The 17,710-nt window shown below is 49.7% G+C and carries 15 protein-coding genes; all 15 read right to left on the bottom strand.

All coding sequences use genetic code 11. The features are described 5' to 3' along the window. Positions 1–59 precede the first annotated feature (59 nt). Positions 60–911 carry a sigma-70 family RNA polymerase sigma factor gene (locus HFP08_RS02865; RefSeq protein ID WP_346768712.1) on the bottom strand — a complete coding sequence of 284 codons (852 nt, stop codon included), beginning with the start codon at positions 909–911 and terminating at the stop codon, positions 60–62. A 39-nt stretch (positions 912–950) separates the two neighbouring features. After that, the gene (locus HFP08_RS02860; protein ID WP_168119010.1) at positions 951–2,147 is read right to left on the bottom strand and encodes an NAD(P)/FAD-dependent oxidoreductase; all 1,197 of its coding nucleotides are present in this window, start codon (positions 2,145–2,147) and stop codon (positions 951–953) included. 123 nt (positions 2,148–2,270) lie between these two features. Then, entirely contained in the window at positions 2,271–2,414 is a 144-nt protein-coding gene (locus tag HFP08_RS02855) for a lmo0937 family membrane protein (RefSeq protein ID WP_168119009.1), read from the bottom strand. A gap of 71 nt (positions 2,415–2,485) precedes the next feature. Continuing rightward, a complete protein-coding gene (gene ilvD, locus HFP08_RS02850) occupies positions 2,486–4,168 on the bottom strand; it encodes a dihydroxy-acid dehydratase (RefSeq protein ID WP_168119008.1) in 1,683 nt (560 codons plus the stop codon). 20 nt (positions 4,169–4,188) lie between these two features. Beyond that, positions 4,189–4,854 (bottom strand): GntR family transcriptional regulator, encoded by a 666-nt coding sequence (locus HFP08_RS02845; protein ID WP_168119007.1) that lies wholly within the window; start codon positions 4,852–4,854, stop codon positions 4,189–4,191. Between the two features lie 189 nt (positions 4,855–5,043). Then, positions 5,044–6,024 (bottom strand): aldo/keto reductase, encoded by a 981-nt coding sequence (locus tag HFP08_RS02840; RefSeq protein WP_168119006.1) that lies wholly within the window; start codon positions 6,022–6,024, stop codon positions 5,044–5,046. Positions 6,025–6,064: 40 nt separating this feature from the next. Then, positions 6,065–6,961 carry an aldo/keto reductase gene (locus HFP08_RS02835; protein ID WP_168119005.1) on the bottom strand — a complete coding sequence of 299 codons (897 nt, stop codon included), beginning with the start codon at positions 6,959–6,961 and terminating at the stop codon, positions 6,065–6,067. Positions 6,962–7,173: 212 nt separating this feature from the next. Beyond that, positions 7,174–8,472, bottom strand: a complete 1,299-nt coding sequence (melA, locus tag HFP08_RS02830) for an alpha-glucosidase/alpha-galactosidase (protein ID WP_168119004.1) — start codon at positions 8,470–8,472, stop codon at positions 7,174–7,176. 50 nt (positions 8,473–8,522) lie between these two features. After that, entirely contained in the window at positions 8,523–9,407 is an 885-nt protein-coding gene (locus HFP08_RS02825) for a carbohydrate ABC transporter permease (RefSeq protein WP_168119003.1), read from the bottom strand. A 16-nt stretch (positions 9,408–9,423) separates the two neighbouring features. Next, positions 9,424–10,320, bottom strand: coding sequence for an ABC transporter permease (locus HFP08_RS02820; RefSeq protein WP_168119002.1), 897 nt, complete (start codon positions 10,318–10,320; stop codon positions 9,424–9,426). 36 nt (positions 10,321–10,356) lie between these two features. Next, on the bottom strand, positions 10,357–12,015 hold the full coding sequence (locus HFP08_RS02815) for an extracellular solute-binding protein (RefSeq protein ID WP_168119001.1): 1,659 nt from the start codon (positions 12,013–12,015) through the stop codon (positions 10,357–10,359). Positions 12,016–12,256: 241 nt separating this feature from the next. After that, complete coding sequence (locus HFP08_RS02810; RefSeq protein ID WP_168119000.1) at positions 12,257–13,288, bottom strand: response regulator; 1,032 nt, start codon at positions 13,286–13,288, stop codon at positions 12,257–12,259. Next, a complete protein-coding gene (locus tag HFP08_RS02805; RefSeq protein ID WP_168118999.1) occupies positions 13,263–15,029 on the bottom strand; it encodes a sensor histidine kinase in 1,767 nt (588 codons plus the stop codon). The genes HFP08_RS02810 and HFP08_RS02805 overlap by 26 nt, the downstream gene beginning before the upstream one ends. Positions 15,030–15,380: 351 nt before the next feature. Next, positions 15,381–16,625, bottom strand: a complete 1,245-nt coding sequence (locus HFP08_RS02800) for a glucose-1-phosphate adenylyltransferase family protein (RefSeq protein WP_240941049.1) — start codon at positions 16,623–16,625, stop codon at positions 15,381–15,383. A 110-nt stretch (positions 16,626–16,735) separates the two neighbouring features. Next, positions 16,736–17,620 carry a LysR family transcriptional regulator gene (locus HFP08_RS02795; RefSeq protein WP_168118998.1) on the bottom strand — a complete coding sequence of 295 codons (885 nt, stop codon included), beginning with the start codon at positions 17,618–17,620 and terminating at the stop codon, positions 16,736–16,738. Positions 17,621–17,710 lie beyond the last annotated feature (90 nt).

Here is a 17,710-nt window from a genome sequence, read left to right as displayed (position 1 = left end):
CGCCCCTTTCAATTATCTTTTTCTACTCTCCGATTATATCCTCTATATCGCCCCCACCATTAAAACAGACTTAATTTATCCGGATTGCGAACGATATAGATGTTCTGAATGGCATGCCTTGACACATGAACGAGTACAATCGAATCGATCTGCTGCCCCAATCGAATAATTAATCCAGGCTCTCCATTGATTTCGCTTATCTCTAGTTGAATGCCGCCATCTTGTCGGGATGATTTCTGGAAAGAGCCGAACAGAAATTTGGAAACAGCATCTTGGTATGCAATGGGACGTACAGCGGCAACCGCCTTTCCTCCCCCATCGGAGATGAGTATGACATCCTTGGCGAGCATGGAAATAACTTGTTCCGTGTCGGCTTGCTCAATCGCCGTCACAAAACTGCGAATCCAAGCTTCTTTATCTGTATCGACGATGTTCCCTGACGCATCCCCTATTCCCATCTTCATCTTGGCACGGCTGAAAATTTTCCGGCAGTTGGATTCGCTTCTGCCAACGATCTCTGCAATCCCGGCATATTCAATGCCAAGAGCTTCACGCAATACGAACACTGCTCTTTCTGCAGGAGACAGCTTCTCAAACAGCACCAGAACAGCATAGGACAGCAATTCATCGCGGACGATCAACTCAAGCGGATTGTCCTCCGAGGTCGGAATGGGCTCGGGGAGCCACTCCCCGATATACCTCACCCGCCGATTGTAAGCCGATTTATGCAAGTCGCGGCAGCGGTTGACAACCATTTTGCACAAGTATGCCTTTGGTTCTTCGGTCAGACCTGCCGGATTCACATCCACAACCTTCAGAAATACGTCCTGCACAGCGTCTTCCGCATCGGACCAAGTGCCCGTCATCTGATAGGCCAACGTTAGCAATAATTTCTTGTATTTCTTGTACAATTCCTCCAGCTTGTTCACCTCCTGTTTCGGACGTTGCTATTACTTTTGTCCTTTTGCTATCAGACTTGCTGTATCCCAAGTGAATTTTTTGATCTTCCAACCTAGCTTGCCGGTGATGACAAAGTCAAGTCCCCATTTGTTCACCCAGGTTAAACCACAATCGGGACCCAGACCGATGCAGAAGACTTGCATATAGCTTTCATGCACGGGGGCTTGGCGACCTTCGAAATCTGCCAGCATGATTTTGGCAAGTCGGGCAGCTTGCGGGATGGCTTCCTTACACGTCATACCATCAATACGCCCGGAACACGGATCTGAGATTCTGGCGCAATCTCCGATACTGTATACACCGGGCATAGCTTCTACCCGGTAACTGGCGTCCACCTGCACATACCCTTCCGGTGTTACCGGCATGCCAATAGTTTGAAGCATGGGATTCGGCAATAGCCCCAGTGTCCAGATGCAGAGGCCAACAGCGCTGCTTTCGCCATTCGATAATGATAATAACCCATCCCTCTCCTCGAGTACACGGAGATTATGAATAATCGTTACTCCAATGTCGTGGAGCAGCTGCTCCAGCTTCATTCCTACCTTCTCAGGCCCGTCAAGGAAAAGGCGCTGCTCTGTATTGTACAGATCAATCTTGACGGCTTGCGGATCAAGACCCATCTGTTCCGCATCCGCTCGAGCATAGTGTGCCAGCTCTGCGGCAGTCTCTATTCCGCTAATTCCAGCTCCCGCAATCGCGATACGCATCAGACGATCGCGTTCTTCCGGATTGTTTTCATGAGTTGCCTGCTTCAAATTAGCCAGCCATGCCTTTCGTATCCCTTGCGCATTTTCGAGTGAGCTGAGAGCGATTCCGCCTTTGTCCGTCCCCGGCTCCCTAATGACACTGCCTGTAGTTATAACAAGCCTATCGTAGCTCATTTCGTTCACTGTACCCGATGCGTCTATATACGTAAGCTTCTTCTCAGCTCCGTCGATGCTCGAGACAGTGCCCTGCACCAACTCAACGCCTTCGGGAAAAAGCTTCTTCAGAGGGATTCGAATCTCTTCATTCGTAACGGCTGGTTTGAACATTAATACTTTACGCAGATGATAGGCGTTTTTGTCAATCAGAATAATCTTCAGGAGATGCTCCTTTTCCTGATTCTTGAACTGTTTGCGAATTTCTTTCACGGCATGAATGCCGGCATAGCCGGCTCCTGCTACGACACATATCCTAGCTCTCATTGCTATCACTCCTTCAATTGTATGCCCATAGAACGAGGTAGCGGCTCGGAATGTGACATTTACACAAAAAAAAGACCTGTATCTAAATCGATACAGATCCTTCTTCTATAATCTTTCGGTTAACTATCTTCTCCGGCCCGCGACCAGATTGAAGATTAATGCGATTAGCGCGATTACCAGCAAGAGATGGATCAATCCGCCAGCAATATGAAAGCCAAAACCCAACGCCCATAATACGATCAGTAGTACAATTACGCTCCAAATCATAATAGCGACCTCCTTTGTTTTCATCTGTTCATAGCTTCTATATAAACACAAAATTAATGAACTAATCATCATTAATCAGTCACAGCACCTCTAGACGCAGAAGAAACTAATCTTGCATACTTGGCAAGTACGCCCGAATTTACTTTCAGCGGTGGCTGCATCCATGCTTGAGCCCTGGCCGCCAGCTCCTCTTCTGTCACGTCAATTGTAATTTGCTGCGTTTCGCTGTCAATGGTGATCAAGTCTCCATTTCTTAGCAACGCTATCGGTCCACCTACTTGCGCTTCTGGCGCTACATGGCCGACAACGAATCCATGCGAGCCGCCAGAAAATCTGCCATCCGTCATGAGGGCAACTTCCCCGCCAAGACCTTTGCCTACGATTAATGCGGTAACAGACAGCATCTCGGGCATGCCTGGACCTCCTTTGGGGCCGCAATAACGGATAACCAATACATCCCCTTTTTGGATTTCATTTCTCAAAATGGCTTCCGTTGCGGCCTCCTCGCTGTCATACACCTTTGCCGGTCCGACAAAACGCAGTTTCTTCATACCTGACATTTTGGCAACGGCGCCTTCTGGGGCAAGGTTGCCTCTAAGTACAACCAATGGTCCATTCGGCTTCAACGGCTTATTCACTGGGCGAATAATTTCCTGATCGTTTTTGAGCGGAGCTGCTTCGGCAAGATTCTCTGCCAAGGTCTTGCCTGTAACTGTAAGGCAATCCCCGTGAAGAAGTCCTTCGGCAAGCAATAGCTTCATCACGCCGGGAATGCCTCCAATATCGTTCAAATCCTGCATGACATGTCGGCCGCTTGGCTTGAGATCCGCCAAATGAGGAACACGCAAACGAATCCGCTCGAAATCATCCAATGATAAATCTACGCCTGCCGAATGCGCGATGGCGAGCAAATGCAGGAACGCATTGGTTGAACCGCCCAAGGCCATCACGACCGTAATCGCATTCTCAAACGCTTCTTTCGTCATGATGTCTCTCGGGTATATCTCCTGTTCCAGCAGCGAGATTACTTGTTTGCCAGCCGCGTCGCATTCTGCTGCTTTATCAGGAGAAATGGCGGGAGTAGAGGATGAACCGGGAAGACTCATACCCATTGCTTCCGCCGCAGCGGCCATAGTGTTAGCGGTATACATCCCGCCGCAGGAGCCCGGCCCTGGACAGACGCTGCATTCTACCTTATGGAGCTGTTCATCTGTCATTTTCCCATCATGATATTGACCTACCGCTTCGAAAGCTGTTACGATATCGACGTCTTTGCCATCGAGCTTTCCGGGTTGAATCGTTCCGCCGTATACGTAAACCGAAGGGATATTCAACCGCCCGATCGCCATCAGACAGGCCGGTGTGTTTTTATCGCATCCGCCGATTGCCACCAGACCGTCAAAGCGCTCTGCTCCCGTTACAATCTCAATCGAATCCGCGATTGTTTCCCTGCTTGGCAGCGAGAACAGCATGCCTCCATGCCCCATGGAAATACCATCCGAGACTGTAATTGTATTGAAAATCAGCGGAGCGCCGCCATGCTCGCGTACGCCTTGCTTGGCCCCAGCAGCCAATTCATTGATATGCATATTGCACGGAGTTACCTCGCTCCATGTGCTGGCTACGCCAATCATCGGCTTTTTGAAATCCTCATCTGTGAAACCAACAGCGCGCAGCATCGCCCTGTTCGGCACTCGATTGACACCCTCGCTGATGACCTTGCTGCGAATTCGAAGATCTTTTGGGTTTCCCATTTTTCCTCGCTCCTGTCTGTTTAAAGTATTTGTTGCAGTTCCATCATCGGACGGATAAAATTTTGCTTCATCATTGCCTGAGCGGAATCAGAATCATTCTTCTCAAAAGCCGCAATAATGGAATCATGCTCATCGACTGAGGCTTGTGTCGCCGTAATTGGCTGCTTTAAGAACACATATTTAAAGCGCCGGATATGAATCTGAAGCGATGCGCTGAATGAAGCGACATAAGGATTATCGGAAAGCTCCACAATCAGGTTGTGGAACTGTTCATCCACCTCCATTGCTTGGTAGGCCTGACCACTAGTTATGGCTCTTGCAAATGTTAAATTAATTGCTCGCAGTTGCTCGATTTGCTCTGGAACAATAACTCTTGCGGTAACTTCAGCTGCTAAAGCCTGAAGAGCTCCCATTGTTGAATACATCTTGAAGATATCGTCCTTCTCAATTTCCTTTACCTTTGTCTCTTTCCCTGGATGAGTAGACACGAGTCCTTGCACTTCCAGCAGTTGGAACGCTTCTCGAATCGGAGTGCGGCTTACACCAAGCGACTCAGCCAATTCGGCGTCGATCAGTTTTTCTCCTGGTTGCAGCGTCCCATCGATAATCCATCGTTGAATTTGGGAGAGAGCCCTCTCTTTTGCAGACATCCTTGCAGGTGAGACAAAATTTTTAGGCACGGGCATGGGTATTTTCCTCGCTTCTTGAATTCCTTATATGCAATATATCGCATACATATATTAAAATCAAGACATCTCCACCACTGTTATTCTTTCAATTGGTTGCTCATATCGCAATCGAATGTGTTCAAGAAGTTCGAACTACAAAACGAGGTTGCCTATTTCGGCAACCTCGTTTTATACGATTAATATCCATTACCATGCATAAGCTTTCGGTGCTTCGCCTCCAGGTCCTGGGAATATGACGTCCAAACGGTTCATCGTTTCTTGCGAAAGCTTGATGTCGACCGTATGCAGCGTATTTTGGAATTGCTCCAGGGTTCTTGGTCCAATAATTGGCGCGGTCATGGCAGGATGCATTAATGTCCAAGCAAGAGCGACATTCGATTCGCTCTCGCCGAGTTCCGCACACAGCTTGCCGAATTGTTCCAGCTTCTCCCGATTAGCTTCCACACGCTCCTGCGAGCGCGTGCTTCTAGCGCCGCCAGACGGCTTGAGCGCATTGCCTCCGAGCAATCCACCATCCAGTGGACTCCATGCAATGACGCCGATTCCATGCTCTGAAGCTGCCGGAAGCACTTCCAGCTCGGGTAATCTGCACAGCAGACTGTACTTATGCTGTTCAGAAACAAGTCCCAATGTTTGTCTTGCTTTCGCTTCATATTGCGCTTTTACCAGATCTCTCCCGGCAAAGTTGCTGGAGCCTACATACCCTATTTTTCCCTGATTTATTTGCACCTGGAAAGCTTCCCAGAGCTCGTCCCAGCTTACGTTGCGGTCTACATGGTGCATTTGATACAGTTCAATGTGATCCGTATTCAAACGGCGGAGCGATTCCTCCAAGTGACGGCGAATTTTGTAAGCGGATAACCCTCGCAGTTGGTTTGGACCGTCCGCCTGATTTTCCATATCCCCGTATACTTTAGTAGCCAGAACAACCTTTTCCCTGCGACCGCCGCCTTGCGCGAACCAGCGTCCGATGATTTCCTCTGTTCTTCCCCGGTTCCCCTGCCCGCCGTAAACGTTTGCAGTATCAAAAAAGTTAACTCCTGCATCCAAAGCAGCGTCCAAGATCCGGAAAGATTCTTTCTCATCCGTTTCGGTTCCGAAGTTCATGGTTCCGAGACATAATCTGCTGACTTTCATACCGGATTTCCCTAAGTAAGTATACTCCATTTGCTATTCCTCCGATCGTGATTACGTGATGAATAGAATGTCAACCTTGACCAATCCAATCTTCCTTCATCTTAGCCGTCCACTGAGCACGAATCGCTTCATAATGCTCTTTCGACAGCAGGTGCTGCTCTAATAGCCTGGCATTCTCTGTCCAGCGGTCCTGCTTCGCCGTGCCGACGATGGCTGCATTCACGCCCGGTACGGACAGAGTGAATTGGAGTGCCGTGCCGATCGATTCGCTCAAGTCGCCTTGGAGAAAGTCGTAGCCGAGTGTCTGCAGCCGGTCCCAGTAGGTGTGTTGATAGCTGGATTCTGGCTTCTTGCCAGTCTTCCACGCAGCATTCGCAATTGGCCGTTTCGCCACGACGCCGATGCCCCGCCGCTGCGCTTCCGGAATCGTTAACGTAATCGCTTCTTGATCGGCGATGTTGACTGATGTCTCGAGCGAGTCGAAAACTCCGCACTGCACGGCGTAGAGCGCGGCTTTATGATCGCCGCTGTATCCGATGTACCGTGTCTTTCCTTTCTCTTTCGCCCGTTTCAACACGTCGATGACGTCGCCTTGACGAAGCAGCTCCTCAGAACAACTGTGAAGATGCACAACATCGACATAATCTGTCTGCAGACGCTTCAAGCTGCGGTCGATACTAGCCTCCAGCATTGCCGGATCCCAGTCGGGCTGCTCGAAGCCAGATGCGTGGCCACATTTGGTGAACAGATAATAATCCCCGCGCCGTCGCTGAATCGTCTTGCCTATCAATTCCTCGCTTGTGGCGTAACATTCCGCCGTGTCGATGAGGTTCAGCCCTGCATCGAGTGCGCTTCCGAGCAGCTTGTCCGCCTGTTCGGCACTGACTCCCTCGAAGCCGATCTCCGCTCCGCCGAAGCCGAGTATGCTCACCTTCATGTCGGTTTTACCATACTGTCTTTTTTCCATCCTGCATGCCGCCTCACTTTCTTCGATTGGGCTTGATTTGATGACTTCCATTATAGCCTTTCCGCTAAAGCCTGCAAAGAAGTGAAATGATTATCACTAGGTAACATGACATATAGTAACTATATTCATCCTACAATTATTCATACACGAACTAAGCAAGCCGTTATCGTGTCCTGCACGACAGCAGCTTGCTTAGCTGAATGGAATATTAATTATCGGTAATTCGGCAGTAAATATTGATTGGCATCAAGCATTTCATCAACCAGCGCTTTGATATTATCGATAGATAATTCCGCTCCAGTGTGCGGATCTAACAGTGCCGCATGATAAATATGCTCGCGCTTGCGCGTAACCGCCGCTTCAATGGTGAGCAGCTGCATATTAATATTCGTACGGTTAAGCGCTGCCAACTGCGGCGGAAGCGCGCCGAAACGGGTAGGCGTCACCCCTTCACTGTCTACGACGCAGGATACCTCTACGCAGGCCTCTTCCGGCAGATTCGATATAAGCCCGCCGGTATTAAGCACATTCCCTGCGATTTTATATGGAATATTCGTCTCCATCGCTTCCATGATGTATGAGGCGTATTCATGCGTACGCGTATGAGTCACGGAACTATTATTGACTAGTCCGTTCATCGCCTGCTCCCAATAAAGCTTGTTGCTGTCGCCCCAGTTCTTGTAATTTTCTGTCGGAATATTGTACTTCTCCAGCAGCTCCGGGTAAGCCTTCTTGATGAAATAGGGAACATATTCGGCTCCGTGCATGCTGGATTCGGTTACATAATAACCAAAAGTGTTCATGATCTCATATCGGACCATGTCATCATGCGGTCCTGTTCGCGCTGCTGCCCGGCGCTTGATCTCCGGATACAGATCTTCACCGCCACGCGTAATGTCGAGCAGCCAAGCCTGGTGGTTAATGCCGGCAATGCGCCACCTCACATCCTCAGCGCTCATGCCTAGTCCCTCCAGCAATTCCTTTGCGCAAACCTGCACGCTGTGGCACAATCCTACCGCTTTAATACCCGTTTCTCGCAAAACCGCGCCAGTTAGAATGGCCATCGGATTGGTATAGTTCAAGAACCATGCGTCGGGGCAGACCTCCTCCATATCCCGTGCGAACTCCAGCATGACGTCGATCGTGCGAAGTCCCCTGAATAGGCCGCCCATGCCTAACGTATCGGCATACGTTTGTTTCAATCCGTATTTGCGCGGCATCTCGTGATCGCTGCGGATGACGGGTTCGAACGCCCCGACGGAAATCGCATTGATTACGTAGTCTGCGCCCTTAAGTGCTTCCCGGCGGTCTGCATAAGCCTTGATTTTGGCTTTGCCGCCCAGATTCTGATTTAAGTTGATCAGCATCTTCTCCGATTCGTTCAAGCGTTCCAAATCAATATCATGCAATGCGATATGCGCATCGGCAAGCGCTGGTGTCAGTATACAGTCGCCGATTACATTTTTGACGAAAATAGTGCTTCCAGCACCGATAAATGCGATTTTTGTCATCGTGTCTCTCTACTCCTCTGTTGATAAATGAATGGGACGAGGTCTCGCGGTTAACCTTTAACACTGCCCATGACGATACCCTCCGCAAAATATTTCTGCAGGAACGGATAAACGAACAGGACGGGAAGTACAGCTACAAAAACTTGAGCCGCTTTGGACGTCCGATCTGATACCTCTGCCCACTTCAATATGTCTCTGGCCGCCATAAGCGACAGGTCCCGATTGACGATCACGGTTTGAAGATAGCTTTGCAGCGGGTAGTTGTCAGGTCTGTTCATCAGAATCAAGCCGTCGAACCATGAATTCCAATGCGTCACAATGCAGAACAGCGTCAGAGTGGCAACAGCTGGAGCGGAAAGCGGAACGGCGACCTTCCATAAAGTCTGCCACCGGCTGGCCCCGTCGATCTGAGCTGCCTGATCCATTTCATCGGGCAATGATTTAAAGAAGTTGAGCAGCAGAATGACGTTGAAGACAGGTACGGCGCCTGGCAAAATCATAGCCCAGAACGTATCGATAATGCCGGTCATCTTAATGGTCATGTACCAGGGAATCAGCCCTCCGCTGAATAGCATCGTCACGACGAAATACCAGGCGTAGGCGTTGCGAAAGCGGAATTCATGGCTTCGCTTGGACAAAGGATAAGCAATCAAGATGGTCAGCAGCATATTAAGCGGAACGCCGACGGCCAATCGCCCCAGGGAGATCAGGAACGCTTTTCCGAACTCGGGCTTGCTCAGCACGAAGGAATAGGATTTTAGATTGAAGTCTATGGGCCAAAGGCTAACTTTCCCGGCGCTTACAGCAGCGCTGGAACTGAACGAGATGGCCAGCACATTCAGTAAGGGAAAGAAGCAGGCAATGGCTGTCGCCGTTAAGAACAAATAGTTGAATGCGAGAAACGTTCGTCTGCTTATCGAAGGATGTTTATTCATGGTCACCCCACTTTTCCTAAAAAATCCGATAGTTTGTCAGCCGGTAAGCGAGCAAATAGGATACGCCGATCATGACGAAGGAAACAACTGATTTAAACAACCCGACGGCGGTAGCAACGCCATAATTGGCATTTTCAAGCCCGATGCGGAATACGAGCGTATCAATAATGTCACCGGTCTTGTACACCTGAGGGCTATACAGGTTAAATACCTGCTCGAAGCCAGCATTGAGCACATTGCCCAGGCTTAGCACCGACATCAAGACAATCATAGGCAGCAAGGCAGGCAGCGTGACATTCAGTGTCTGCCGCATTCTCCCTGCTCCGTCCATGGACGCCGCCTCGTATAAAGCCGGATTGATGCTTGTTAAAGCAGCCAAATATACGATCGTTCCATAGCCGAACTCTTTCCAGGTGTCCGTCAATACAAGCGTGAATGGAAACGTGACAGGATCTCCGAGGAAATAGATGGCGGGAATGCCTAGCGAGCTGAGCAATTCGTTCACAAGACCCGTTGACGGAGAAAGAATGTCAATAAAGATGCCGCTTAATATGATCCAGGACAAAAAATGTGGAAAATAAATAATCGTTTGTACGCTGCGTTTGAATAGTCGATTGCGCGCTTCGTTAAGCAACAGCGCGATCAGGACGGGAACGACTATGCCAGCGGCCATCTTCATTCCAGCGATGAAGAAGGTATTGCCGAGGACGCCAAGCGTCCCGGGCATATGCAGCATATACTCAAAGTTTTTCCATCCAACCCACGGGGATCGAAACATTCCCTTCGACGGAACCAGTCTCTCGAACGCCATGATAATGCCAGCCATTGGCACGTAGCTGTAGATGAACACCAGGACAAAACCCGGCAAAATCATCAGATGAAAGGGCAGCTCTCTTATGATCTTTCGTTTCATTGATTATTCGCCTCTTTCTTGCCGGAGAGGCGACCTTTATTGGGAAGCCTGCCAATCATTCACTTCTCCGGTAATCGTATTGCCGCCAAGATCCTCCCACTGGGTAACAAATTGATCGAATTCGTCAATGGAGCCGCCCATGATAATGCGCGTAAACACCTCTAACTGCAGTTTTTGAAGCGTTGCGTTGTTGTCAGTCATCCCTTGCGTAGGTGCGCCGAAGTAAGCGTCGTCGACGATTTGCGCGTTTTTGGCATAGCCGTCAATGACTGATAACGAGCCGTCAGGTCCATACATCCGTTCAACTCCCCACTGCTTAAGGTTCCCCGCTCGATAATCCAGGATATTGTCATAGTAGCCTTTTTCCTCTGTGTTCAGACTGGAAGGCGAATTCGCTTCCAATGCCTGGACGACATTGAGATAGGCGTCGAGATTTTTGCGCGGGGCTTCTCCGTAGAGGAGCGCATATTCGAAAATGGCAGTGTTGTTGTTCACGCTGTAAACATCCGGCTGGGCCGTTTCGCCCCAAAGCTTCTCAAAGTCGAAGTTCAATATCTTAACGGCTGCTTCCGGATTTTTCGCTCCTTTTTTGACCACATAATACGTATTGATTGCAAAAGGCACTTGGGCTTTAGCAGGCTCATCGTCTACGGAGACGATCGAGATCGGCTTCCACTCCATCGACGGATCCGCGTTTTTCCCGTCCTGAAGCCAGCCTGCGTTCCAAAAGAAGCCGTAGAATAACCCTAGCTTGCCGCCGTTGGCAGCTTCGCTTACTTTAGTCGCGTCTTTGGTGCCGAACTCCTTGTCAAGCAGTCCCTGCTTATAGAGCTCCTGCAGCTTAAGCAAGGCTGCTTTGGTTTCAGGTTGAGTGCTGCCATAACTCAGTTTTCCTGAGGCGTCTTTCACCCATATGTTCGGATAGGCGTGAAAGCCATTGAAGAAGCCTTGCATACCGGCATAGAAGCCGAAAATATCTTTATTGATGCCCAGACCGTAAGTGTCGGCTTTATTGTTGCCGTCAGGGTCCTGCTTAACGAAAGCTTCGGCGGTTTTGATCACGTCATCCATCGTTTTGGGCTCGGACAGCCCGAGCTTCTGAAGCCAGTCCGTACGCACCCACAGGACATGAGTTTGTCCAAGACCGGAGGTCATATTCGGCAGGCCGTAAAGCTTGCCGTTGAAGGTCGCGGATTTAAGGGCGTTGCCGCCATCCTGAGACATTATGTCTTTGGTCAGTTCGGATCCATACTGCTCGTAAAGAGAGGTGAGATCCTCAAGAGCATCATCCTCTACCAGCCGTTTCAGCTGGGAGGCGCTGACTGGCGTAATATCCGGCAGATCATCGGAAGCGATGGCAATGTTAAGCTTCTGGTTGTATTGGGCTGTCGGTGTTGTCCATAAATACTTCACCTTCACGCCAAGCTCGCTCTCGTATGCCCTCGACCACACATTGTTGTCGATCGATTCTCCTTCGTTGTACTTGGTGCCCTCGGTAATTCCTCGAACGGCCGTTACTTCAATCGGAGGATCGTATTTCCCTAAAGGCGTAATTGAAGCGATATCCTCAGATTTGTTGCTGCCAGCCTCGTTTTCTTCATGTGTTGCGCCGCTGTTATTGCCGCTGCTGCATGCAGCCAGCGAAAGAACGAGAACGGATGACAAGAAAAGCGCTATTCCCTTTTTACCTTTCAACGTTCAGACATCCCCTTTCAACCATCCTTTTTCCTTGCAGCGTAAGTATAGCAAACGCTTGCGATTAGCCGTGAGAGGTTCAATTTTGAAGATCGTTTGAATATTTTCCGCTCCGCTGCGTCGTGAGAAAATATTAATCGTACGATTTGAAGAATACTTTCTCACGGCTGCTGCTTCGGCAGACGAAAAAAGCCCAAACGCGCAGCGGATATGCCGCCTGCCGTTTTCGGGCCTTTTCGGTTTAGGAACGCTCTGTATGCAGCTGCCTGAATTCGCTTGGCAGCATGCCGATTTGCTCCTTGAACAGCTTGCTGAAGTATCGCTGGTCCATAAAACCGCTTTTCTCAGCGATAAGATAAACGGGATGATTCGTTGACAGAAGAAGCTCTTTCGCCGCATAAAGACTTGCCGTTTGAAGATAATGACTGAACGTCAGCCGCATAATATCACGGAAGCTGGTGCTGAAGTAGCTTTTGCTCAGATTAACAAGCTGGCAGATTTCGCTTTGCTTCATATGCTGGCCTGGGCGCTCAGCAATCAGATCAACGGCTTTAACGATCGCACGTATGACATCCTCGGAATAAGCGGAGCTTCTTAGCCAGGCGGCCAGCTCCGATCTTATGCCTTGCAGCCAACCGGCTGCACCGCCGCTATTAGGAAGGGCTGGATGTCGCCCCCAGTCAAACATCGGAAAGCAGCGTTTCAAGCGCTCCGCGATATCGAAGAGAACAGCATGGGAATCGCTGCCGACCGTTTGCTCCAGTTCATTTATTGCGCGGAATAAGATGCTGAATCTATCCTCTTCCATGATCCACAACAGATCACTGCTGGCGTCAATAGCAGTCGTGCGAGCGAGAACAAGCAAATCCTTGCTTGAATGACTGCTCGTTGTATCCTGCCGGACAGCCCTCAGTATCCGCTGCATGGTCGCGTCGAGATCTAATTCCTCCAGCTGCGTTTTGACGATATAATCAATGGCCCCGAGACGAAGCGCTTCCTGAATGAATTCAAAGTCCTGATGGCATGTGAGGATCACAACCTTCAGCGCGGGATCACGCTCCTGAGCCTTTTTTATTAACTCGAGGCCAGACATCCCGGGCATTGTAATATCGGTCATCATCAGTTGAACAGGATGAGATTGCAAAAACGCCAAAGCTCGCTCGCCAGTCGAGGCTTCGCCTGCAATTTCTACGCCGAACTTGCTCCAGGGAAACATCAGCCGCATCCCTTTGCGAACCAAGCTTTCGTCATCCACGATTAGAGCCTGAATCAAGGGCTTCCACTCCTTTTAAGGTATCCGGGAGGCGAATGGAGATCGTAGTACCTATTCCTGTCCCGCTTTCCATCGTTAATTTTGCTTCCGTGCCATAATAGACATCCACCATTTTTTTGACATAGCGCAGTCCGATCCCAAGACCCGACTTGCGGAGCTGATCATCTTCCTCCTCGAGCATCGCGAGGAGCTTGTCTTCCGGGATGCCTTTGCCATTGTCCGCCACACGAAGAAACAAAGAGTTGTTCTCCCTCGTTATCGCAACCTTGATTTCTACGCGGTCATCTTCGTCGAAGCCGTGATACAGCGCGTTTTCGACTAAGGGTTGAAGAATAAAGCGCGGAATCAGGACGTCCAGGCATTCCGGTTCGACGCTCAGCTTAACATTAAAAGAATGATCGTATCTTATATTTTGCAATTCGATATAGTCTCGAACGGCATCGACCTCTTCGCGCACGGTTACGATAATGTTTTTCTTCCCCAAATTATAATGCAATATCCTTGTGAAAATGGAGACTAACCGCGCTATATTGGTTTGGCCTTCGATACGGGCCAGCCACTGGATGGTGTTCAAGGTGTTATGCAAGAAATGCGGATTGATTTGAACGAGCAGCTTCTCCACCTCCAACTGTCCGCGCCGTTTTTCCTTATCCTCCACATCTATAATCAGCTCCGAGATGCGGCGGCTCATCTGATGGAAGTTGTCCAGCATATGATTGAACTCTGTTAATCCGGTTGCCGATACGCGTGTCAGGGACTGATTTTCGCTGAATCTTGTAATTTCACGATTAATAATTCGAATGGGACGGTATACCATACGCCAGATCAGCCATGCCAGAATAATGCCAAGCACAAGAGAGAGCGATGCAAACAGGATAAATTGCGAAAGCCATTTGTTCATTTCACGGTTGTACGCGTCCTTGGGAATAAGCTGATAGAGGTTCCAGCCCTGTCTTCCGGTCGCATGAAATATTTTGTAGGCGTTCTCAGGCGGGACAAAGCTTTCGCCGATTTCTTCTGCTCCGTCATCCATATTGCTGTAGGCAATATGCTCGTCAGGCGCCGTTAGCACATGGTACACGGGGGAATTCGTTGAGCTGCCCGGTTTTGGCGCGGATTGGAACATCGCATCCAGCCCGATAACCTTTGTTTCGATATAGATGTATAAGAATCGGCCATTTCCATATTCCAGCTTTCGGAGCAATGAGAACACAGGCTCGGCCCGATTAGCTTCGTCTAAGGAATCATGCGGACCGTAATAAGTGAAGAGCTTCTGCTTGAAAAAGGTTTTTAAGTATTCGGGTTTGAACTGAAGATTTACGTTGGCGTTTGGAAACAGCAGGGGCTCTGCTTGCTCAGGCGCGTAATAAAACATGACTCCGAGATTAGGATTTGAGAAATTTACGTTGGCTACCGATTGGTTAATATTTCGATATAGAAGGGCATGATCAAATGAACTGCTGCTCGTGATGAAATTGACTACATCCTGACCAATGCCGCCTTCGATATCCATAAGCTGGGACACGCGTCCAAGCTCATCGAGCTTCCGGTCGAGCTCGTCCCGTTCGCGCTGAACTTTGTCGAGCCAATCGCCTTCAATTTTCTCCGTTTGTACGATATAAATCCACCTGTACGAAATGTAGCCGGTGAGTAATATTGGAATAATAGTTGCAACCGTCAATATGATCGCCAGCCTGCCCTTAAGCGACCGAATTAATGAAAAGCGATGGATAGATTCCATACGCTAGAAGCCTCCTATGTGGCAGTAATCGTCCGCCTGCGAGGAACGAGTGCGCGAACAGCACTATCTTAACACAAGTTTTATCATTTCGGTACTTGCGAAGTATGCCTGTACTATTCTGACCAGATTGTCACAGAGGCCCGCGATTGTCGGAGAAATCGTCGAGCGCATCGAGATCAGCGCACCCCCGATCTCCCTGCAAATCAATGTGCTGAAACGAGCAGCCTTGAAGGAACTCTCTATTAATTGAGGCCGGTCAAGCTTTTCCGGCATAGAAACAGGCTAATTCCGACTCCATAGGAACGGAATTAGCCTTTATGTTGTATCTTGCATATGTCGTATCTTCCCTATTTAATAACTATAAACCTTGATTCTATCCCGTTCAAATTCTCGAAGACCCGCGCCGGACAACAAAGATGCAATCGAGTCTCGACCTGAGATTTCAGGTATGCGATCCGCGCTTACGCGCTCCCCGGGCCCGACGACCGTTACCTGCTCGATGTGCGGAGCGCCGATTACGGCCCCTTCCTCGATAACGGCGTTCTCGCCGATGATCGCTTTATGAACAAGAACATCGGGGCCAATTCGCGCACCGGGCATAATGACGCTTTCATAGACTTCACTGCCCTTGCCGATATGCGAACCCGAGCTGATAATCGAGCGCTGCGCGCTGCCTTCCATCCTGCAATACGGATCAACGATGCAATCATGCGTCACCCTTCCGCTCCGAACGCAATGTCTGGCGGATGTCGGCGCATAACCCGAGTAGAGCGGCCAATGCTCGTCTGACAACTCGAGCATGCCGTCAATCAGTTCCATATGGGCTTCCCATAGGCTGTCCACTGTGCCAACATCCCGCCAGTAGCCTTCATAAGGATAGGCAGACAAGCCGATTCCTCCTCCTAGCAGCTTCGGAATAATATCCTTGCCGAAATCATGACTGGAAGCCGAATCGCACGCATCCTGCTCGAGCGCTTCTTCCAACAACTCCGTACGGAACAAGTAAATGCCCATAGAAGCAAGATTGCTTCTTGGACAGGACGGCTTCTCTTCAAATTCGATGACTTCGTAATCGTCATTCGTATTCAGAATGCCGAAGCGGCTTGCCTCATGCCAGGGGACTCGCTTAACCGCGACGGTGGCGGCGGCGCCGCTTCGGATATGAGCCTCCAGCATTGGGCGATAATCCATTTGATAGATATGATCGGCAGACAAGACGAGAACATGCTTCGGACGATGACGCTCAATATAGGATAAATTGTGATAAACGGCATCTGCAGTCCCCGTGTAACAGCCATGCGGAGAATGCTCGGAAGCAGGCAGCATCGCAATCTCGCCAAGATGCTTGGAATAAATCGAGTTGAGCCATGCGCCGCCATCGCCGATATGCTGGTGAACAGTCTGGTCGCAATATTGCGTCAACACGCCGATTCTGCGAATGCCGGAATTCAAACAGTTGCTAAGCGGAAAGTCAATCATGCGATACCGTTCGCCGAACGGGACGACCGGTTTGGCCAATGTTGCGGTTAGCGGCGCGAGTCGTTTCCCTTCGCCGCCAGCCAGCAGCATGGCGATGCAATCCATTTGTGTCATCATCTACTCCTCCAAACATTTTGATTTGGGCTGGCCCTTCCTCGTCAATAGGTCTTGGTACTAGATGATTACACATAAATGGCAGAATCTGAAACACTATCGCTCCCTATTCGTCATGATTTGTTGAAAAAATCAATAACAAATTCCCGAAAATGGATGGCCGCCTCGGATAAATAATGCTGGCGATTCCAAGCGATGCCGAATGTGCGGCTGCAGCTCGGCTCGGATATTCGTAATTGGACCGTCTTCGAGCTTGCGGCTCTTCGTCCCAGCGATAAGGGCATGGTGAAGGTAATGCCGAGCCCCATCTCTACCAACGTCTGGACGGCGCTGACCTCTTCGAGCTCGAACGCGACTTTCGGTTCAAAACCCGCCTGTCTGCAGAAGCCGTCCGTAATTTCCCGAAAATTGGAGCTCGAGGACATGCAGATGAACGGTTCTTCAGCGGCTTCTCTGAGCGAAATGCTCTTCCGTTCTGCAAAACGATGACCTTTGGGCACGGTCAGACATAATTGCTCCTCTGCCAGCTTCAGCCATTCGATGTCTGGGCCCGTTATCGGAATCGTGGATATGCAATAGTCGATCGCGGCATTCTCGAGCTCCGCTTTCATCTCCACAGCCGAGCCAAGCTGATGCTGAATAATGCGCACCTGCGGATGCTCCGTCAAAAACGCCTTGAGCAGCGTTGGCAGCACATAAGGCAGCGTAACGGATACGGTCACGACCCCATGCTTCAGCCCTGCCATATCCGTCACTTCGCGTTCTCCTTCTTCCAGCTCCCGGAACGCTTGATCAACGCGGCGCAAATAAGTTTGACCGAAGGGATTCAGTCGAATGCGTTTGCCTTGTCGTTCGAACAGCGGAACGCCCAGCCTTTTTTCCAGACGATGAATCGAGTTGCTCAGCGAAGGCTGCGACACGTTAAGCTCCTTGGCCGCCATGGTCATATGCTCGTGCCTCGCGACAGCTTGAAAATATTTTAGTTGAAGAAATTCCATAAGGTCGACTCTCCTCTTTATCACTTTCATATGATGGTTTTATTATAAAATATGTATTATACATGATAAAGATTAGGTTTTATAATAATT

Origin of the sequence: Paenibacillus sp. HB172176 (assembly GCF_011947265.1) — a bacterium.
Lineage (GTDB): Bacteria > Bacillota > Bacilli > Paenibacillales > Paenibacillaceae > Pristimantibacillus.
The sequence above is the reverse complement of the archived record's forward strand: the minus strand, read 5'-3'. Positions and strand labels throughout refer to the sequence as shown.